The sequence below is a fragment of the Haloferula sp. genome (assembly GCF_049672945.1).
Classification (GTDB): domain Bacteria; phylum Verrucomicrobiota; class Verrucomicrobiia; order Verrucomicrobiales; family Akkermansiaceae; genus Haloferula.
Map to the genome: position 1 here is coordinate 73,264 of NZ_JBATWY010000039.1, position 20,106 is coordinate 93,369.

Below are 20,106 nucleotides of genomic sequence, written 5' to 3' on the forward strand. Positions count from 1 at the left end.
CAGCTGGTCGGGAGATTTCAGCCAACATTGCTTTTTGTGGTCATGGTTGACCAAGTCATTGATTCTGAATCACCAGAGCTAGAGTCCATGCTTTCGAGGGTAATGTCCGAAAGTGCAGGGATTGCGGCTATGGGGTCACGGTGTCCCAAAACACTTCGTCAGTGGCTGGATTCGTCAGTTCCGAGCCGTGACTTTATGGCCCGTTGGTGGGCAGTGACTTCTTCGGGCGTTGGCGATCGGCCAAATGAAAAGAAGCTTTCAGACAGATGAAATTCCTTCTCAATTTCGAGAAGCTCTTTCGCAACAGATTGGGAAAGCGCATATTCAATCTCCCATTCATTCACACGTTGCCGAATCGCTTCTTCATTCTCGCTTTGCGGGAATCTCATGATCATCACGACCAACAGAACAACCCCGCCCAGAACGGGAGATACAAGCAGGAGTTTTTCTCTCACCGTAAAGGACTCCTTGGGCTTACTCTTCCCCCTCGAACGCTTGCCGGATTTCGAGGTAGTGGAACTCGGCCAATTACGTTTCCGTCTGCCGCTCATTCCATCTCCTCTCTACCCAAGAGTTTGAGCGAATTAGCAGTTGCCGCCCCCCAGTCGACTAAGACAACCATCCAGAGCGTCCCAAGAGCAGGGATCGCAGAGTACAATAGATATTTCACGGCTTCAAAGTAAGGTTTCAAATCGCGCTACATGTCCGTCTCGATACTGGATTCTCGGTAGTATGAGAGCAGGCGTTCCTCCTAATTGAAGTCCTCCACGGCATCGCCGTAGGAGTCGTGGCCGGAGGCCGGGGCAGCGGGCGTTTCTTGATCTGCTTATCCCGCCGCCCTTGCCACGATCTTTTAAATTAAACTTGCCACGACGTTGGTCACATTTTCATGCGAGCGTGCTCATCAGAACTCATGTTCTCCATGTTGCCGTGATCCATTCCGTTCATGTCATCAGGCTTCATGGTGTCGGATGCGCAACTGGCAAGGAAGAGACTGGCTGCGAAGAGCAGAAGGAAGGTAATCTTTTTCATGGTCTATATTCGGGTATGGTTTCTGTTCAGATATTGGAGAGATAACGCTGTGGATCTGCCTTGAATTTCGCCACGCAGGGTTTGCAGCACAGCTTCACTTCCTGGCCCTCATAAACCATCGAGACGGGAGTCCCCATGGAGCCCAGCTTGTTGCCGGTGACGATGCAGACATCCTTCGTGTAGGGCTTGGTCCCGGAGGCCATGCCGCCGGTTGCAGTGGTCGCACAGGATGCGAGGAGGACGATTGCAGCGGAGGCGATCGCGAGGATTAGATTTTTCATTTCGGTATTGCTTATGTTGTTTGTTAGAAGCGGAAGCTGAAACCCCCGCCAAATCCATGGGTGCCGTCGTAACCGGTCGTGAGGCCAAAATTCCGGGTCAGCACGTATTCAAATCCGGCGTACCAATCGAATTGCGTATTGGTGTCGTACTCTACGTTACCCAGAAAGCTCAGCCGCTGGGTGAGTTGGACGGCTTTGGCCATTTCGACCCGCGCATCGCCCTCGCTATCCAATGTTAGCGAACTCCAGAACAACCCAGAAAGACGATAACGGACACCTCCAATAAAGCGGTCTTCAGCATCGTCTTCATTCGTGAACCGATAGCCAAGAAGAGTGGAGAAGTTCGGGTTGAAATAGCGACCCCAGTAGGCATCGACCTCGTAGGTGTTTTCATCGGAGTGTTCCATTCCGCCGTATCCGACATCCCACAATACTCCGAAATCGTTTCGAGCGTTCATGATTTTGGCCATGCCCATCGACATGTTGTTTTGCACGATGCCCGAAGCCATCCAGTAGTAGGGATCATTCAGAGCGGGATCGATGCTCGGTTCATGATTTGGATCACTGGTCTCGTAGCTGACCACCCGCGCCATCCCGGCCTCCATGTGGTAGAGCAAATGACAGTGGAAGAACCAGTCCCCCTCGTCGTTCGCCTCGAACTCAATGGTCCTCTTTCCCATCGGGGGAACATCGACGGTGTGTTTCAATGGCGACCGATCACCCTGGCCGTTCACCAATCGGAAGAAGTGGCCGTGCAGGTGGATCGGATGATGCATCATCGTATCGTTCACCAACTCGAAGCGGACGTTCTCACCCTTCTTGATTCGGATCGTCGAGTCTTCGGAAAGAGTCTTGCCATTGAAGGACCAAATGTAGCGTTCCATGTCTCCGGTAAGCCGTAACTCCTTCGTCCGTAAGGGTGCTCCTTTCGGAAGCGTGGTGGAACTCAAGGCGCGCAGCTTTCGATAAGGTGGCAAAGGACGGTCGCTGTCCGGAGCATCGCCAAGAGCCTCGAAGGCTCCAGCCAGCATGTAGTCCATCTTGTAAAGGTTGGCCTTCGGAATCTCCGGTGCCGGATGCTCGGTTCCCTCGCCCAACCAAACCGACGCATGCCCCGAACCATCCTGTGCGGTGGCCCGAATTTCGTATGAACCACCCTCCGGCACCGTCACGATAATGTCGTAGGTTTCGGCGATTCCCATCAGCAGGTTCTCAACCTTCACGGGTTCCACCGGAGGCCCATCAGCGGCCACAATCTTCATCGGACCGGCCGAGGTGTGAACATAAAAGTAGGTGGACGCTCCCGCGTTGATGAGTCGCAACCTCACCTTCTCACCCGGTTTCCCGACGAGTCGCGAAGTAGTCTTCCCGTTGATGAAGAATGCATCGTAATAGACATCCGACAGATCCATCGGAGGAATGCGGGTCTTTTCCCGTTCAAAATAATCCCCTAAGGCACCAACTTTCGCGGCACCATCAAGTGACTGCTTGTTACCCTTCTTGATGGCGTCGTAATCGTAACCGGCCATCAGCGAGCGCATGATGGTTTTTGGGTTGCGGTTGGTCCAATCGGACAAGACCAGGACATGATCACGATCAGATCTGACAGACTCGCCGGCTTTCGGCAGAACGACGATCGAACCGTAAACCCCACGCTGTTCCTGCAAGCCGGTGTGGCTGTGATACCAGTAGGTGCCGGACTGCTTCAGGGGGAAGCGGAAGGTGAAAGTCGTTCCCGGTTCGATCGGCGGTGTCGTGAGGTAGGGTACCCCATCCATCGGATTGGGGAGCAGTAGGCCATGCCAGTGAGTCGAAGTCGATTCGGTCTTCAGCTTGTTGTGGACGCGAATGACGGCGGTATCACCCTCGGTGAAACGCAGCGTCGGGCCAGGTATTCCACCATTGACCGTCAGCGCCGGAACCGGTTTCCCTGCCGGGGAAATCTCCTGCTCGGCGATCACGAGGTCATACTCGACGACCTTGGCATGAGCCTGAGTAAGAATTATTAGGAACGCAAAACAGGCGACAAATAGCTTTTTCAATCGGGGAGGCGGATAAGAGGACAAGAAAGTTTGTTGAAGAGACGCCCCGGGAAAACCGGGGCGTCCAAAGTGAAGAGGTTCGCTTACTTTGCTTTAGCCAGCTTCTTCAGATATTTCGCGGGGTCCTTGTCGAAGTCTCCACGGCACTCCTTGCAGCAAAGTTTGATTTCCTGCCCTTTGTGGACAAACACAACAGGCTTGCCCATTTCCCCGAGCTTATCGTCTGATACGATGCAGGTCGTGAGAGGATAGGGCTTGGCGGCTTCCTTCTTCGCCTCGATCTGAGGGCTTCCGAATAGCTGATTCCCCTGGCCGGCGATGGCGGAGGGAGCAGCAAGGATGATGGCGGCCGCAAGAGCGGCGGTGAATTGGTTCTTCATGATTTGATCTTCTATGGCTTTACGCAAAGGCAGTGAGCCTTGGCCGCCATGTAGAAGTCCGGGAAAGCCCTCGCCCCTTGAACAATATTCACCTTTTTTCACCACCCTGTGAACCAGGCTGCCTCAGTCACTGGAATCCGCCCGGACGGGCTGTCAAATGTCGTCCTTGATCCACACCAGAGACAGTGCTCCGAACCTTGCCGACCAGATCGCGTCCTCTGTCACGCATTCCATATTGTCAGTCGTCGAGTAGCCTTTGAGCCAGCTCCCGGCCGGGACGTCATCTCCGCGAACCGTATTTTTGCCCTCAGATTCCAACTCGTGGGCGCAGGTAAATTCATGAATCTCCATTTCATCGCGCAGCCTGAAGCTAAAAGCTTCGCTGGTGTGGAACCACGCCCTTTGTCCCTTCCGGGAAGCGATGAGCACGCACTCCTCTCGGGTGTAGCGAATGAACTGGATCGCAACCGCCGTGACGGTCGTTCCGAATTCTCCCGCGAGTTCGTTGAACAGGGCGAACCCCGGCTCACGACCCTGGATACGTGGAAGGAAAAGCGATTTCGGCATCAGGATTTCCGCCGCGAACAAATTCGCCTCGATTTCCTCCGGCTCCTGGTTCAGGGACCAGTTCGAGGCTTGGCTCAGACTCAGCTCGTCGATCTGGCGAAGCTTCGGATGCAGCAATACATGACCCAGCTCGTGGGCGATAACGAAACGTTTCTGACCGGGAAACTTGATGTCTTTGCGAACCGAAATTCTGGCGGCTCCGTCGATTCTCATCATTCGGCCGTCCGAGCCCACCATCTCCGTTTCCTGCACCATGACACCCAGATGGGCAGCGATGAGATCGATTTCGATCTCCGAGGGATCTTCGATACGCAGCTCGGCAATCAATTCCCTGGCTTTCACCACCGGGATTGCGAACCGTGCCAGCGGCTTCATGGATTCTTGTTACTTTCTGAATTTTTACGTGCCACTTCGGACAGGCTATCGGCTTCATCCAATATCCGCGCCTTTTCTTCGATGGACAGGTTGCTCAAATTTCGGAAAGCGAGATTGGGAGACGGACCGTAAGTCCCGTTCCGCAATTTTGTAAAAGCCGCTTCCACTTCCTTCTCACCTTTTGTCGCCCATGAAACCAGCCGCTGGGTCGCTTCCATCATCTCCGTGCGTTTTTTGATGGCGGCATCCTTCCAAGACAACCGCTTGCTCTTCACGTAGTCGGCAACAAGACCTTTGACAGCAGAGACGGTTCCATCGGGATCTAATCCCCTTTCGACAAGTGACTGTTTCAACTCCGCAGGGGTGCTTTCCTGCGGATCGATTTCAAAACCACGGAATACATTCTCCAGTGGCTCGTATTCAAATTTTTCTGGATTCATTTGGTTTTTCGGTTGGTTCCATATTTCTCCAGCGCTTCCGCCGAAGGGTGGTCTATCATAAATCGTGCAGCCTTGGATTCGAGCTTACGCTTGAGTTCGGAAATTCGGACAGCGGGAATTCCTGTCAGTTCCTCGATCTCGGCGGGCTTGGTGAATTCGCCTTCCAAGGCTGACAGAAGCTCCGACAGTTCGGGATCATCTTTCAGATGAATTTTAAATTCCTCCAGAAATATCCGTTGGAGTTCATGTTGTTCGGATTGCTCAACCAGGACGTCGCCTGAGGGTCCTGGATCGACCGCATTCGATACGGGATCAAAGTCCGTTCCATCATCGGACACCATCCCCTTGTGATCGGCAAGCGGTTGCCTGTCCGACTTTTTCTTCCATGTCCATATTCTGCTCCTAATTGTGCGCTTGAGGTTGGTTTCAAGATCCAGATCGTAGCGATATTTCCATTGTTCGGAGAGGAGCGCCTCGACCGCCTCTTTAACGAAATCATCCGCGGACTTGCCGTTGGCCAGCAATTGTTTCTCCTTTCCAAAACGGGCTTTCAGTCCGCGCCAGAGATACCGCCGCATGATCCAGTCCGCGTACAACTCCGCTCGGAGAATTACGGTTTCAAGATCAGGTATGCTGAAGGCTGTTTCCAAGTTTTGCTCCATAGTGCGGGTGGGTTCCCATTCGAGGCCGACGTCTCTATACGCTCCTGTTTCGGAAAAATCGGGGAAATAAATTTTTCTTCCCAGAAAACCCAGAATGCGGAGCGGATAGAGATGACGGAGGAAATCCTGCCACGGTGGCAAGGCGCACTTCCAGTCATTCCAAGGTTAAAATCTTATGAACACCGACTCACAAGTCTATATCCAAATCGGCGACCAGGAACCCCGAGCCATCAAAGTAAACGACGAAGACACCATCGCTTCGATTCTGGCGCGGCTTCGCGACGAGAATCCGGGCCTTGTCGAAGATCCCGATCTTCTCGTGGTCTTCGCCGAGGATTCCGATGAGGAAATCGCCCACGCCAGGAAACTCTGCGAATGCCAACCGCATCGTCCGAAGATCCTTCACTGTCATCGCTGTCGGAAGATCAGCGTATCGGTCTCCTACAATGGCGAGGAATCACGGAAATTCGGACCGAATACCAAGATCCGCCGGGTGACCACTTGGGCGAAAAATCAGTTCGGCGTGGACGCCGGCCGGAAGTGGGTAATCCGCCTCGGAGGCGCTGAGGGCGACATCCTTGATCCCGATACCAAGATCGGCAAATTGGTGAGCTTCCCTGACTGCAAGCTGTCACTTTTCCTAACCGAACGATGCCTGATTCAGGGTTGAGCCTCGATGAGGAATGCTTCTGCGAACACCTTGAGGGATTCAATTTCCTTCAAGGTGTCACGGAAGGACAGTGGGGCCTGCATGAAGACGAGTCGGTCAAGTGGCCAAATACCGTCATCTGGGTTGCCGCTGCTGCGAGGGGTGAAAGCCCAACACGGTTCTATCTCTTCTTCGACCTGAAGCACTACCCCAAAACCGGGCCAACAGCCTACCTTTGGGACCCTGCTTCTAAGAGCAAATTGGATCTGACGAAGTGGCCGAAAGGAAGCAACGACGTTCATATGGTCTTTCGAGCAACATGGAACAACGCTGCGGCACTCTACGCCCCATGGGATCGCCTTGCGGCGGCAGGTCACCCGGAATGGCCGGTGAAGCATGCGGGGCTGGTCTGGAAACCCGACCACACCATTGTGAACTACCTCCGCCCAACTTACGAACTCCTACACTCCGACGACTACCATGGTGCCTGACCTACGGATTTCATGGATCATGTGGCTCCGGCTCGTCTGGCGTCTCCGTCAGCGAGGCGGAGGAGTCCGCGAGAGCGGCGCATTCCTCCTCGGTCCAAAGGATGGAGGTCGAGTTTCCGAGTTCGTCTGTTATGATGACCTTGACTCGAACTCCCTCGATACGGGAATCATTCGCTTTGACGGTAGTGGGTACGTCCCTCTTTGGCAGCACTGTGGAAAACGAAATCTCAAAGTCGTTGCTGACGTTCACACGCATCCCGGGGTCTGGACGGATCAAAGCGAAGCCGACCGCAATCATCCAATGATCGCGCAAAGTGGTCACCTCGCACTCATTTTGCCCAACTATTCCCAGCACTCGTGGTTCGGTCTAAAGGGTGCAGGTTTCTACCGCTACCTTGGCGACGGACACTGGGAAACGCTTTCGACTCACACTTTCGAAATCACCCTTTTCTAAATGACCACTCCCCTTCCAAATAAAGCGAACCGTCTCGCCCTCGGGTTGATGGCCGCCCGTGGATGCAATTACGGCGAGGCAGTCGAGACACTGAAAAGTCTGACTCTTCGCCTCGACTGTGATGACAACATTCGTGACTCCATAGCGCTTCAAGCAGCCTTGATCACTGCGTTGAACAGTGGACAGAGAGCGTTCCTCGGAGGATTACGAGTCGAGATCCCAGCCGAAGTTCGACTACTCTTGCCATGGCCTAGCCAAAACACATTGAATGGCGTGGTCGACGAGTTACTACAGAATTCGGGAAAGCTGATTGGGGAATTCTCCCATACAATCTACTTCGGATTTCAACCTGATGACCCTAGCCCTCATGCACTGACCGTCCGAGCGAGCGGATGGAGAGGCGGAGTCGAACCAAGCTCGGGTAGATCCAATTTCCAGAATGACCACGGAGTCGACTTCGCACTCGGCGGAATCTTCGCTGCCGGTTTGGCGGTTCATCGTGGATTTCTTCGAGCGACTGGAATTTCTAATTTTGCCTGTGACGAAAGCACCGGAACATCGCTCTGGAATCCTGAATCCGATTGGCTCGATGGATCAAGCGACGGCCCGCCACTCCGTGCTTTGCCAGCAGGGCTTTGGATGCTTGGCCTCGGACATCTCGGGCAGGCTTTCCTGTGGACCCTCGGGTTACTCCCGTTCGCTGACCCTTCGGAATGTGAACTCATGCTTCAAGATTTCGATTCCATTGAAGAAGCCAATGTTGGGGCCGCTCTCCTCTGTGGCAAGGTGGACATCGGGAGGCCCAAGACGCGTGTTTGTTCCGAGTGGGCTGAAGCGCGTGGTTTCAAAACAAAAATCTGCGAGCGCCCGTTTGACGAAACGATCTGTCGTCTCGACAACGAACCCGCAATCGCACTTTGCGGATTCGACAAAGCCGAACCTCGTCGAATTCTTGAAGGTGCTAACTTTCTCCGTGTTCTGGAATGCGGGCTAGGCGGAAGCCTCAACGATTTCGACCTGATCCACATTCACAATTTCCCTGGTAGCCGGGCCGCCAAAGAAATCTGGGAGCATGCTACTCAAGCGTCTGCTCCGAGTAAAAAATTGATTCAGGCGCTATCATCGCCAGAGGAAACATGCGGGGCTCTGGCCATTGAAACGGCAGGAAAGTCAGTCTCAACCAGCTTCGTCGGAGCGATGGCTTCCGCCGTCGTTTTCGGCGAGCTGCTCAGAGCGTTCAACCGAGGCGCTCGATACGACGAGGTCTTCCTCTCTCCGAGGAACATGGTCGACTGTGACTTCATCCGTGCTGTAAACTCCTACTCAGTTTCGGAGATCGGGGTCGCAGGGTTTTCCCACGTATCTTCTCCGAAAGCAGCCCCACTGAGAGAGCTTGAATCGCCCCAACGAAAGGCGGCATTGGCCCCCGGAAGCCTACACACTCGGGCATCTGCGTGACGGATTTTTCAGGCATCAGAAAAAACTTCACCGAAATTTCAAGGGGTTGACCTATCGACGGTTTATTACTGACCAGACCCCGCGACCGAGATCACGGGAAATCAAACAATCGCAATATGAAAATCAATCCTGCACTCACACTCGGCCTCATCGGTCTCGCATTCGCTACTCCAGCCGTGATGGCGGAAGATGGCCACGACCATGGGGCCGCCGGCCACGAAGCCCACGCCGACCACATGCTCGAAGGCTACGCCGTAGTCTCTACCGCCCTCTACAAAGACGACCTCGCCGCCGCCAAAAAAGCCGCCGCCGGGATGGTCAAACACGACAAGGACAGCGCCATGGCGAAGCCCGCCCAAGCAATCGCGGACAGCAAAAACATCGAGGAGGCACGCACGCACTTCAAGATGCTCAGCGACCTCGCCATCCCGATCGCCAAAAAGGAAATGACCATGCACGTTGCCCATTGCCCGATGGCCATGGGTGGAAAGGGCGCCGACTGGCTCCAGAAGTCCGACGACGAGGTTCAAAATCCGTACTTTGGCAAGAAGATGCCGCACTGCGGCAAGATGGTGAAATAGCACTCTTTCATTTTCTTTGGTTGAGTTGGATGGCGGTCGGGGAAACCCGGCCGCTTTTTCTGTCAACTCGGATGTCCCCTCCGAGATGCAAACCAAATTGATAAAGGGTCTGATCGGTGGCCGGGGTTTAACGTAGATGCCGACAAGCCATCCGATGAACCATTTCTTTCGATCCTGCCTTACGTGGACATCGTTTTGCCGCCTCGCGGGTTTGATCGCGATGTTGCTTATCTTTACGATGCCACCCGGCTATGCCGATGAAAGTCACCAGAACGACACCTCCCCAACCCCTTCGATCGAAGGCGAAACCGTAAGCGACGCCGTAGATCCAGATGCCCCGCTGATTGATCCCGATTCAACGCTCTACAAGGGGATCAAGTATGCCGGGAAACTCCATCTGATGGTCCTTCATTTCCCGATCGCCTTCCTACTCGCCGCAATGCTTGTTCAATGGTATCGCGTCGTGAAGGGCCAGGGTGACTCGGTAGTGACGGTTATGCTCTGGTTCGGTGCCCTTGGCGCGATTGGCGCAGCGGCGCTCGGCTGGATGTACGCTTACGACTCGGTCTATTTCGGCGACGACGAGCAAATCCTTTTTCGTCACCGCTGGCTCGGCACCGGGACCGCCGTCCTAGCCACCCTCGTTTTACTTCTACGGAATCGACTTGGTCCAAAACTACTGGCTGTCGCACTTACCCTCTGCGCCGGTCTTGTTGCCGTAGCAGCTCACTTCGGGGCGAGTCTCGTCTACGGTCCAGAGTTTCTGCTGAAATTCTGAGTCGAAGTGTTCTCGCTCCGAACTTCTCCCGCAGGGCCACTAACTATTTCAACTGTGCTTTTAAGATCTGCCTAGCCCGATAAATCCGGGTTTCCACGGCTTTCGCACTGCACCGGGTCAGTGATGCAATGTCCGCGTAGCTCATCCCTTCATAGACGAATAGCGTCATGGCCTCCCTGAGGTCGTGAGGAAGCTCAAGCAAGGCCGCGTGAACGGCTCGGAACTTTTCTGAAGTCTCGACAGCCTCACCCGGTGTTTCGTGGGGGTCCGCAGCCTCAGCCACCATCGGCAATCCGTCGTCATTCGTCGCATCAAGCGACACCGTCGGATGCCTGGCCCGCCATCGGGCGTGATTGCGTGCCAAATTCGCAGCAATGGTGAATAGATACGTACTAAAAGTTCCGCCCGACTTGTAGCGCTTCCTCGCACCATAGAGTTTCACAAACGTCTCCTGAGCAAGATCAACCGCCGTATCCCGCTGACCGGTCATCTTGTAGAGGAAGGAAGTCACGCGCGAAGCCCAACGATCCATCAGGGTGTTCAAGGCGAGATCGTCATCGCCCGCCAATCTCACCATCAACTCTGAATCGGATGCTTCCATCGGTTTATTCTGAGCACTCAATGGCCTTGAGAGCCCTCCGGCTCGCTATGGCTGAAATCGAGGGCATACGGGAGCATCTCATCAAGATAGCGCCTAGCCTGCTCCTCATCAAGAACAGCAGCAGTTCGATAGAGGTGATTAAGCATCTCCCTCTGGCACTCCGCGTGAAGTTCTGCATGATCGATGATCTCTCTCTCAAGTTCGGGTGATACTCCCGATGCCCCCTTTGCGACCGCGTCGAGCCGCACATGAGCTTGTGAAATCCGCTCACACATTTCCTCACACTTGGGCCTATAGGCTGCATGAAGATCGCTGATCTTCTCAAACTGTGAATCGGATAGGCTCAATTCCTCCCTCAGCCATGTGAGTTCGGGCATTGCCTCCAAGAGCGGCACACCAGGATTCCTACCAACCTGCTGGTGCTTGTGTGAACGCATCAACGTGAAGGCACAAAGGCCCGCAATCAGGGCCAAGACCAAAACAATAACGCCCTTCCTCATCTATTTGTGAGCGGATGCGAAAGGACTTACCGATTCCACGTAGGCGAGCTTGGAGTCACCCCCACCGCTAACTCCCGCAGCTCCCATCCAAAGACCTAAAAGGCCTACGGTCGTTACGGCGGCAACGGCACCGACCGGGCGTGCCAAGGTGGAAAACAGCGCTTCCAGCCAAGCCAACGGCTTCCGCTCGTTCAGTGACGCGCTTTCGATGCGGTACCAGACCTTGTGCCTAAAGCTTTCAGGGACCGGAACCTGCTGATCGGCAGATCGCAACAATTCGTCGAGTTCAGAATCATTCATAGTTTTGAAATTTGGGTGCTTCTGGGTGGAGACCAAGCCATCAGATGAGGAAATATAAGGGCTATGAGCGCAGATACGCCTGACCTTCTGCCCCGTAATACACCACGATTGACTAAAACCCTCTCCCTTTTTGGAAAAACCTCCCATTCATCGCTTTCTCTCTAAAACAGGCAAATAGGTTGGACCAATTTATGACGCGGCATTTTCCCCAGTATCTCGGTTGGTTCGACTCGGCCCAGATCTCCACTTCCCTCGTGGCGACCACCCGGTCGCTGTAAAAGAAATGATGCAAAAAGGCCCTCTATCAGAGGGCGACGGCAATGCCTCAATGGAACCGTCATCTATCCCACCGATGCCGCTTTGGGCATCAATACAGCGGCATTCAAATGATCCCACGACGCTGACAACCCACACGGTGAAAGCCGGGCCATTTCTGACCCGGCTCCGGTGGTGAGCTAAAGCTCGTTGCTCCATCGCGACCAATTGGTCCCCACTCGGGGAGCCGACCGGATGCGTGGGGGAGCAAACGGAGCTCCCCCACGCCACCACTACTGCGACTCGGCTGATTGGGCCTCGCGGATCATTTTCACGATCTCGGGCTCAATGACGTTTTCGAGCAGCCCCCATTCTTCATCAACTGATACGCTGTGGACGACATCCTCAATTGGAACGAGTGCCTCAATTTCAGAAGGGTCCATCCGATCGATGTACTTTGGCATTGGCACCGGAGTGCGACCCATTCGCAGGGCGTAGCTCGGAAACCGAGTCCCGGCAGGTTGCGTTCGTTCGACTCCGATCTGGCGTCCAAGGTCCTGATCAATCGGATCGGTGACAAGGTTACCATTCTCATCTCGTTCCTGAGTCAAACTCATGACCTGATGACCAAGCCCCGGGGTGCCGCCCCGCGATCCATCGTAGCCGGACTCAAGGACAAGCCTTGCAACAATTTTTGAATCCTCCTCGAATACGATCCAGAAAAGAAACAACGGATCAGTCAAGAGTCTGTATCCATCCGGTTTACTCTTACAAAACAGGCTTTCCGGTCTGTTAGTTTTGCACCACTCGTAGGCAGCATCGAAGGTGCTCTTCGTTCCAGGAGTGAGGGTTTTGGGATGCACATGCCTGCCGCCTTTGTAATTGAGGGCGTGCAATTTCATCATCGATCCGCGACTACCTCGAAGGGCAGGAACGATTCGAAACCAGGTTGTTCCAACAGGGAATTTGAAACGTCGCTGGGCAAACTCGGCCTTGAGCACGAGGTCCTGGTATCTGCTCTGTTTCTCGTTACCCCACGGCGCGGAATTCATCTCAGCCAGTTCGGACGGGGATGCAAATTCAACGGTTTTGGTTTTCATTTCTATACTATTCATTTCAATTTATTCGGTTCTTGTTAGATCTGAATCAATCTGAACTCCAAGGGCGGAATCAGCATCAATTTCAGAATACGAAAAAGGTGTTTCGTCTGGGCACGGGACGACCGAAAGGGAAGGCACGACAATCGATTCTCTAATTGGCTTTACCATTTCCGAGCCCTTCAACATCAGGGGCAACCGTCCCCTCCCCTCCTATCGCCGCTCAGTTGCCGGACTCGTTGCAAACTCTTACCCGCAGCGCACGATTCAATCTACCTAAACCGATCTCCTAGCAGGTTACCTGGCCCATGTTTCTTCAGGTCGTAATTCAAAGGGCGCAGCATCCGGTAGCGTCGCCATCAATGGCATGCTGTTTCGCTTCCCCGCAAACGATGTGGATGGGAAATCACGGTAATGGGAAACCTGTGTTACAGATCAAATTTTCCAGGAGGGCCTTGAGTTCAAAAACTTTCGAGCTGCACACCTCGCCTTCCAGCAAGCCTCGGCCCATGGGTGAGGAATCCACAATGTTCTAACTCTAATGTTTCGAGGGTAGTAGTCCTTGGCTGCCACAGTGGTGAGCCATCCTCCCACCAATCGCAACCGCTCAGCGTCGATAACTGTTGCGGAATCGAGGAGGAGCGAACTGCCAACTGACTGGAGGTTTGGAGCACTAAAGCGCTCGGCGCTATCCGCCATCAGTGCGTGACCGACGGACACAAGGACGGGCGCATCAAAACTCCTGGCACAATGTGCCTGCACTGCACCTCCCACTGTTAGGAGCCGTGGTGCCACCACATGATCCGCCCAGCGAATCGACAAGCGATTACCAACACGCTCCAATCGCGCAAGGCGGAACTCGATCACATGCACGGATCCAAGAACAGATTTGAGCCGCGGTGCATTAACACGCCAAGTGTAAAGGAAATCAAGATCTCCGCCCACTCGCCGAAGCCGAGGTAGATCAATTTCGGAGGAGGAGGTGGAGTAGAACTCCCTACCCACCTTGCGCAGGTGGGGTGCGTCGAAAGATGACTTCCCTTTCAATGAGATACTCCCTCTTACCTCATGCCAGGGGATCGTCACGTGGCTTGCCAATTTTCGAACGTATGATGTGAGCAGTATCATACGACCTCGATCATTCGCTCTGGTTCGTCGTGTGACTGGGAGCATTGCCCCCTTCATGCGGACTTGTGAGATTTTGTACGTTGGGCACGACCAACCTCGCCGGTCGCCAACCCATTTCCCCTCCTGATCGAAGAACTGAACGAGAAGTTCCGAAATTTCCCCGCTTCGGTGGTATGCCTCCACAGCGGCGAGAATCTCCCTTTCTGACCTTGCGCGATTTCTCAGCATCCTGATTATAGTCATTTGCATGTATATAATGTAGTAGTTTGTCGATACTAGGATCGAAGCCTACGCAAACAATGGCTGCTCGACGTTGCTGACCAGATTGGGCACGACGTTCTTCGCCCTCCGCAGTTGCTGACAAACGGCTGATGGTGTGATCCCGGAGAGTCGTGCGATCTGGCACACTTGCAGACCTTCTTCGCAAGCCATCGAAACAATTGCGGCATTGGCTGGGCTCAAGCGACCATCGCGGACAGCGCGGCGCACGCTAATCATGACCATGGCTCCGATCTCAGCCGCTTGCCACTCGATGGGCCTGAGCAAGGCCGGATGAAGGTAGACCCCGGCATTACCCTCATTTAACGGCGTGAACCGGGACCTATCGTCGCTCATTTCCCTTGCGACTTGTGCCTTTCCATACTTCAGCGTGATCGCCGCACAGCGGGCCATCGCGGAACGGATTGCTACTTTATCATTGGTCTTTCGAGCTCTAATATATTGATCGTTTTTTTGGAGGAATCCGCCAATGGCTTTGATCAAAGCCGCTTGCCGAATCTCGGGCTCGCGGCCAGCGAGAATCCCTTGGTGAATCACGCCATTCGGCAGTCGATTGAGGAGAATCGCGTCCATCGTACTGGCAATTTTATCCAGTTTATCAAGTTGTTTGACTCCGCCCTTGAGAGGGCGCTTCTGTTGAATTTGTTGTAGTTTGTATTTTGAGTGCATATGCACCGAATCATTTCCTTTCGTCTGGGCTGGGCGCGTTGAAAGACGCGCCGAGCAAGACTTCCTCTTCGATTGGATCGGCAATCAATCTATCAAGATAGGTTCTTGAAAAGCAGGGCGACCCGGTTGAGCACCGGCCACACGAATCTCTAGATTGGAAGACATTCTAGTATTTGCTGCGCTGTGAGAGTGGCCGGCACGAACCATGATTCGATGATCAGGGAAGCTTCGGGCAATTCCAAAAATCGCATTCCCGGCAGCCCTGTTAGAGAAGAACGGTTGCCTTCCCATTCGGCAATAATTGCCTCCATGGCGCAGGGCTTGTGTGAACGGAGGCACGTGGGTTGCGACATACACTGCTTTGTATTTCATCAGGGCACATGGCAGAACCTGGCGGATGTAGCGGGCAGATTCATCACCGAGAGCAGCAAGCTTCAGAAAGTATTCATCCTTACTAAGACCGCGGAAGTCGTGGATAAGCTCACGGTCCGGGCTCTTGACCATGGTCTTCGATCCGATTCCAGCGCGACCATCAAACCACCCACGATGCCCAACCAAAGCAGTGTTCGGGCTCAATTTGATAATCTCGCCACCACCGAGCACCACCAGATTTGGGTGACGCCTGCAAACATCGGCAATACAGCCGTCCACCTTTTCGAAAGACGACCCGAAGTAGTCGTGATTACCAGTCGTAAAGAAGACGGACCGCGCTCCGCAGGCACCTGAGATTTCGGCCAGGTGATCGGGCAAGCGATCGGCGATCGAAATATCGCCAGTGATGAGGACTGCATCGCAACTAGCGCTCGCGAGCCTGTCAAAAAAGCGGTACTTTCGGTCCGATGAGACCTGGTCAAGGTGGAGATCAGAGATCCAGAGCAGCTTCTTTGTAGGATGGGAATGCAATCGAATTTTCATAGGTTCACAGGAGGAGTCCTCCACCCCCTTAACGCGATCCAATGGCCGACCGTTAAGGCGCGACTTTGAAAAACATTCAGTTTCATAATTTCTCAGCGAAATACTCGATCCGCCTTAACGAGAACCCATGCCGCGCGTCTATAGGGGTGATGGACCACATTTTTTCATACCCTGGCCGAGGCGATCACGAGATTCAAAACGACAGCCTCTACAAAATCGAGCCCGCCGACGGAGCCGTGCTATTGATCACTCGAAAAATCGGCGACGACGAAATTAGAATCGGGTATTGTCGCAGTGCAATCGTAGAGAGGTGGGGGTGTGCCTGCATTCAACCATTCCGACGATCCACCTCTCCTGGCCTCAACCCGTCGCGGTCGGAGCCATTGGAGTCAGAATTGGTAATCTATCACCAAGTTGCACTTTATCTTGTTCCCGAGGAGCCGTGGATGAACCGATCAAGATAGGAATGGGCAAATCTATTAGAAATCAAAGTCACAATACAGGAGTCATCAGTCGTTGTGGGACATTAATCGATCAAATCACCGTGCAAATTCAGACCATCGGGTGAGGACAGCGCTTTGTGACGGGTAGCCCCCTGACAGCCTACTCCATAGGCATCCGAAAATATTTTTTCGGTGGGGAGAGGCGGGGGTTCGGGGGGCTAGGGACCTGGCACCAAGCGATCCCGCAATCCCATGGGGATGCAACGGGGATCAATCCGCCCGGCATTGCGGGCGCGGTCTTGACACGGGGGCGTTGCGGGGGTGTCCCACGCTCTAGATGGGAGCGGACAAAAGCGTCAGTTTGTCCGCGCGGGAAGAAGCGTCTTCCCGGCCAAAAACCGTTAGCAATCCAGATCCAATGATACGGGAGATCATGAATAGAAAACTGAAATCACCAGCAATCAGACCATCGTCAATTCCAAGTCATCGACTTCTCTACTACTCGATTCAGGAGGTGTGGGAGTTGGAACAAAATTCACCAAGGAATCACGCTCCATCACGATCGCAGCAAGCAGGATCTCCTCCAAGTATCGGGCACCCTTCCGATGCCTAACAGCCTGATCCAAACGCTCAATACCCAGCTCAAGAAAGCGCTCCCGCCACATCACGGGAATCTGCTCCGCCACCGTCTCAACCATCACGCGATAATCCGGCATCGTGAGCCGCGGAAGAACAAAAATTTCCGATGAAAATCGGTTGATCATCTCTCGCGGTAAGAATCGAGCCAAGTCTGGCAGTTCGGGATCCGTGTCTCCCGAATCCGACGGGAGAAAGCCCATAGATGGCTTCGACTGAACTTCCCAAATTTCTTGAAATGCGGCCCCTGCCAGAATCATGGTTTTGTTCACGAGAAAGTCTCGTGCTTCCAGAATACGAGACTCTTGAATCAATTCACCCTCCGAATTTTTTAGGTTCATAGGAACACTTCCATCGCAGAGCGAGAAAACCTCGGCACGCAAAAATGAAGTGTAAGGAGAGTCGGAAGCACATTTATCCAACTCATCAATAAAGATGACGGCTCCCTGTTGGTGTTTCACACGCTCAATGAAGTCGAAAATCGCAGGCCAGGTGGATCTGGCCCCACGTTCCGTGGATCCCATCAGGATCCAATCTGAAGTGGACATGGACATGATTGGAAGATTCATTTCCTTTGAAAACGCTCTCGCCAGGAAAGTTTTTCCACTTCCTGTGGGGCCTAGCAGAAGGAAGCAAGTTCTGAGCTTTAAAGGCCCGAGGGCGGAGCGATTTACGGTGAGGCAGGCGCGACCAATTGCGCAAAGGCGGTTATAGACCGCTTTCTGAAAGGGCAGTATGATAGTTTTAGGCGGGGTGGTTTCTAGTTCTGACATTGATGTGTAAATTGTGGAGGTCGGCACCAATACGACGTGCCGACCTCCTTTGTTTGGTTTCTGTTAGGCAACGGAGGAGCGGATTTCAGCGGCGACGTCACGACCAACCACCCGTCCAAGGTGCTCCCATTGCTCGTCGTCACTCAACCTACGAATGGTCTGTTCGATCGGACGAAACACCTCGCGTTCCGATTCCTCCATTTGCTCCAGAAGAACACGGATCGGAGACTCCAGCCGCCCGGCCCGAATCTGATAGGTTGTGAACCTGGATCCCGGCGCCCGATCTTTCTCGATGCAGATCAAAGTCCCACGATCGAGATCGATGGGATTCATCACCACATTCACATCCGGGTCCGGTGCTGACACCGTTTGCCAGATGCGGTAGCCCAGCCCAGGTGGTCGACCCCGTGATCCCTGGAATGTCGAACCCAAGAATAGCTTGGCTTCCACAGGCTCCCCTTCCTTAACAGGTAGGCACCAGAAGGCGCACAGTGAATCGCTGAGCAAGCGGTGCCCATTGGGATTCTTCTGACTGTACAACTCTCTTGGCGCATGCGACGCAAACCACCGATGGGCATGATCGAAGGCACTTTCGCCGTCCTCCTGGAAAACCTGAGGATGAGCGAAACGCCCGTGCTTCATTGTGATCGCCGGAACATGCATCAGCCAGTTGTCTGACCCCTTTAGCGCTGGAACGATTCTGAACCAGTTCGGTCCTTTTTCGAGTTTCATCCGACGACCAATCAAATCTTCGGTAAAGATCTGATCTTGATAAGCCAGTTGGCTGCCTCGATTCCATGGTGCCTTCATATGTTCATTTCCGGCACTTTGATTGAATCCGATTTCATTCTTTTTCTTCATATTTTTTGTCTTTTTGTTAGAGCGACTCCGATTGAGTCCTTTCAGGCATATGATTCTTTCACATCATGGTCGGAGGCCCGGAAACGGGGCTTCGGCAATGGACGCAAATCGCCATTACTCGATTGAGCGCATTCGCGCATTCATTTTGGCTTTGTGTGGGGCGCTTCACGGACTGAATGACCACGGTCAATCAAGCCAAGCGAATTCTCTGGCTACCCAACAGGCGATCGTTCGACATGACCCAATACGTCGACGCCCATCCGGTGGCAGACTCCTTCAAGGCAATCCGGCATTTCCGAAAATAATTACCGTCGAGCGAAACCGTCATTTTAAACCAAAATGACTGCTCACTTGAGGAAGGGGACAGCAGCAATGGCAAACCCACTCATTTTTAGGATATAATCCCGTTATTACCTCCCATTCCCTCAATTTTTCACCAGATAGTCCCGGCAATGGAATTCAAAGTTCTAGTCTATTTTGAAATTACCGAAGAAATAATTGAAAAATGCCGATAAGCGATCCAATGGGAAATTATGAAGAAATCAAAATTGGATCCATACCGTGAATTTATCTTAGAGAGGGTGCAATCGAGCATCTCCATCAGTCAGATCCGCCGGGACCTTATACAGGAGGGATGCCCGGTTTCTCATTCTTGCCTGTCTGACTGGATAGCTAAGATTGCATCGGCAGAGGGGATCGAAACACCACGATTGAAACGTGGGCGCCCTAGGAAAACCAAACCCGCAGTGTTCGGGTTCCTCCCGTCGGAGGATGAAGATGTTCAGAAAATAGCGATTCCTCCCTTTCTTCTACTAATGACAGAAATGCCCGACCAGATCGTCCGCATCATTCGAAATGATGCTCTAGAGCGAATCGGATTACCGGGGGGGGCGAACACCTCTCCCCAGGACTGGAATCAAGTAGAGCGATTTACAGACTTGTCGGATGTTGAGTTGTGTTTACTCGCCCTTCTAACCAGGGATCTCGCACAACCGCCACTCACAAAAGGTCCGGAGGACCTTTCTGAGTGGTTCTGCAAACTTGTTGCCCAAGCGTGCCGACTCCGCACTGAGATACGTGAGGCCTGCAAGGCTCGGAAGTCATGTTCCGCCTAGTTTGTTCCACTGTGGGGCATTTGAATGGTCGGGGCATCCCTGCCCATCACGCTGCGCGCTGGTGCTCTGCGCAGTTGCACCGGCATTTTCCAGAAAATGTCGGCCAGCCTGGCTTAGATCCGGCTTCACTCCGGATAGTGGGGTGTCGGGGAGGATCCCTGACGCAGGGAGGACCCGCTGGGGCGGAGGGCGGCACGCCCAGGCCTCGCCGTCAAAGAGCCCTCGGAGAGCAAGGTCATTAATGCATATCTCCGGCGGATGCCGTGAGTAGGCATTAATGCTCTTGACGCATGGTGGTTACAATGCGGTTGGGGAAGAGTCGGGATACACCTCAGGTGAGTAAT

At 53.6% G+C, this 20,106-nt stretch carries 22 protein-coding genes; 6 read left to right on the forward strand and 16 right to left on the reverse strand.

All coding sequences use genetic code 11. The features are described 5' to 3' along the window. Positions 1-158: 158 nt before the first annotated feature. From WBG04_RS03570 to WBG04_RS03605, 8 genes are all read right to left on the reverse strand, one after another. Positions 159-455 (reverse strand): hypothetical protein, encoded by a 297-nt coding sequence (locus WBG04_RS03570; RefSeq protein ID WP_424312989.1) that lies wholly within the window; start codon positions 453-455, stop codon positions 159-161. A gap of 424 nt (positions 456-879) precedes the next feature. Further along, positions 880-1,032: a hypothetical protein gene (locus tag WBG04_RS03575; protein ID WP_424312990.1), complete on the reverse strand. Its 153-nt coding sequence runs from the start codon at positions 1,030-1,032 to the stop codon at positions 880-882. Positions 1,033-1,058: 26 nt separating this feature from the next. Next, the gene (locus WBG04_RS03580; protein WP_424312991.1) at positions 1,059-1,313 is read right to left on the reverse strand and encodes a hypothetical protein; all 255 of its coding nucleotides are present in this window, start codon (positions 1,311-1,313) and stop codon (positions 1,059-1,061) included. 23 nt (positions 1,314-1,336) lie between these two features. Next, on the reverse strand, positions 1,337-3,355 hold the full coding sequence (locus tag WBG04_RS03585) for a multicopper oxidase domain-containing protein (protein WP_424312992.1): 2,019 nt from the start codon (positions 3,353-3,355) through the stop codon (positions 1,337-1,339). An 83-nt stretch (positions 3,356-3,438) separates the two neighbouring features. After that, a complete protein-coding gene (locus WBG04_RS03590; RefSeq protein ID WP_424312993.1) occupies positions 3,439-3,735 on the reverse strand; it encodes a hypothetical protein in 297 nt (98 codons plus the stop codon). Between the two features lie 153 nt (positions 3,736-3,888). After that, a complete protein-coding gene (locus WBG04_RS03595) occupies positions 3,889-4,677 on the reverse strand; it encodes an ImmA/IrrE family metallo-endopeptidase (RefSeq protein WP_424312994.1) in 789 nt (262 codons plus the stop codon). Further along, complete coding sequence (locus WBG04_RS03600) at positions 4,674-5,117, reverse strand: hypothetical protein (RefSeq protein ID WP_424312995.1); 444 nt, start codon at positions 5,115-5,117, stop codon at positions 4,674-4,676. Before WBG04_RS03600 ends, WBG04_RS03595 begins: the two co-directional genes overlap by 4 nt. Further along, entirely contained in the window at positions 5,114-5,641 is a 528-nt protein-coding gene (locus WBG04_RS03605; RefSeq protein ID WP_424312996.1) for a hypothetical protein, read from the reverse strand. Before WBG04_RS03605 ends, WBG04_RS03600 begins: the two co-directional genes overlap by 4 nt. Before the next feature lie 313 nt (positions 5,642-5,954). Here WBG04_RS03605 and WBG04_RS03610 point away from each other — a divergent pair, with 313 nt between their 5' ends. From WBG04_RS03610 to WBG04_RS03630, 5 genes are all read left to right on the forward strand, one after another. Beyond that, on the forward strand, positions 5,955-6,449 hold the full coding sequence (locus WBG04_RS03610) for a hypothetical protein (RefSeq protein ID WP_424312997.1): 495 nt from the start codon (positions 5,955-5,957) through the stop codon (positions 6,447-6,449). Then, on the forward strand, positions 6,431-6,919 hold the full coding sequence (locus tag WBG04_RS03615) for a DUF7665 family protein (protein WP_424312998.1): 489 nt from the start codon (positions 6,431-6,433) through the stop codon (positions 6,917-6,919). Before WBG04_RS03610 ends, WBG04_RS03615 begins: the two co-directional genes overlap by 19 nt. Beyond that, on the forward strand, positions 6,909-7,373 hold the full coding sequence (locus tag WBG04_RS03620; protein ID WP_424312999.1) for a hypothetical protein: 465 nt from the start codon (positions 6,909-6,911) through the stop codon (positions 7,371-7,373). The genes WBG04_RS03615 and WBG04_RS03620 overlap by 11 nt, the downstream gene beginning before the upstream one ends. A 1,574-nt stretch (positions 7,374-8,947) precedes the next feature. Next, on the forward strand, positions 8,948-9,412 hold the full coding sequence (locus tag WBG04_RS03625; protein WP_424313000.1) for a DUF3347 domain-containing protein: 465 nt from the start codon (positions 8,948-8,950) through the stop codon (positions 9,410-9,412). Between the two features lie 154 nt (positions 9,413-9,566). Next, a complete protein-coding gene (locus WBG04_RS03630) occupies positions 9,567-10,190 on the forward strand; it encodes a hypothetical protein (RefSeq protein ID WP_424313002.1) in 624 nt (207 codons plus the stop codon). Positions 10,191-10,233: 43 nt separating this feature from the next. Here WBG04_RS03630 and WBG04_RS03635 read toward each other — a convergent pair whose 3' ends face one another. From WBG04_RS03635 to WBG04_RS03670, 8 genes are all read right to left on the reverse strand, one after another. Next, a complete protein-coding gene (locus WBG04_RS03635) occupies positions 10,234-10,791 on the reverse strand; it encodes an RNA polymerase sigma factor (RefSeq protein ID WP_424313003.1) in 558 nt (185 codons plus the stop codon). A gap of 17 nt (positions 10,792-10,808) precedes the next feature. Further along, on the reverse strand, positions 10,809-11,291 hold the full coding sequence (locus WBG04_RS03640; RefSeq protein ID WP_424313004.1) for a periplasmic heavy metal sensor: 483 nt from the start codon (positions 11,289-11,291) through the stop codon (positions 10,809-10,811). Then, positions 11,292-11,591 (reverse strand): hypothetical protein, encoded by a 300-nt coding sequence (locus tag WBG04_RS03645; RefSeq protein ID WP_424313005.1) that lies wholly within the window; start codon positions 11,589-11,591, stop codon positions 11,292-11,294. Between the two features lie 548 nt (positions 11,592-12,139). Continuing rightward, positions 12,140-12,946, reverse strand: a complete 807-nt coding sequence (locus tag WBG04_RS03650) for a hypothetical protein (protein ID WP_424313006.1) — start codon at positions 12,944-12,946, stop codon at positions 12,140-12,142. 1,413 nt (positions 12,947-14,359) lie between these two features. Next, positions 14,360-15,019, reverse strand: coding sequence for a hypothetical protein (locus tag WBG04_RS03655; RefSeq protein WP_424313007.1), 660 nt, complete (start codon positions 15,017-15,019; stop codon positions 14,360-14,362). Between the two features lie 84 nt (positions 15,020-15,103). Continuing rightward, positions 15,104-15,934, reverse strand: coding sequence for a metallophosphoesterase (locus WBG04_RS03660; RefSeq protein ID WP_424313008.1), 831 nt, complete (start codon positions 15,932-15,934; stop codon positions 15,104-15,106). Between the two features lie 904 nt (positions 15,935-16,838). Beyond that, positions 16,839-17,786 carry an AAA family ATPase gene (locus WBG04_RS03665; protein ID WP_424313009.1) on the reverse strand — a complete coding sequence of 316 codons (948 nt, stop codon included), beginning with the start codon at positions 17,784-17,786 and terminating at the stop codon, positions 16,839-16,841. Between the two features lie 63 nt (positions 17,787-17,849). Continuing rightward, complete coding sequence (locus WBG04_RS03670) at positions 17,850-18,152, reverse strand: hypothetical protein (RefSeq protein ID WP_424313010.1); 303 nt, start codon at positions 18,150-18,152, stop codon at positions 17,850-17,852. Between the two features lie 186 nt (positions 18,153-18,338). On the opposite strand from WBG04_RS03670, the gene WBG04_RS03675 reads away from it, so the two are divergent. Continuing rightward, positions 18,339-18,464, forward strand: coding sequence for a hypothetical protein (locus WBG04_RS03675; protein WP_424313011.1), 126 nt, complete (start codon positions 18,339-18,341; stop codon positions 18,462-18,464). The last annotated feature ends 1,642 nt before the right edge of the window (positions 18,465-20,106 follow it).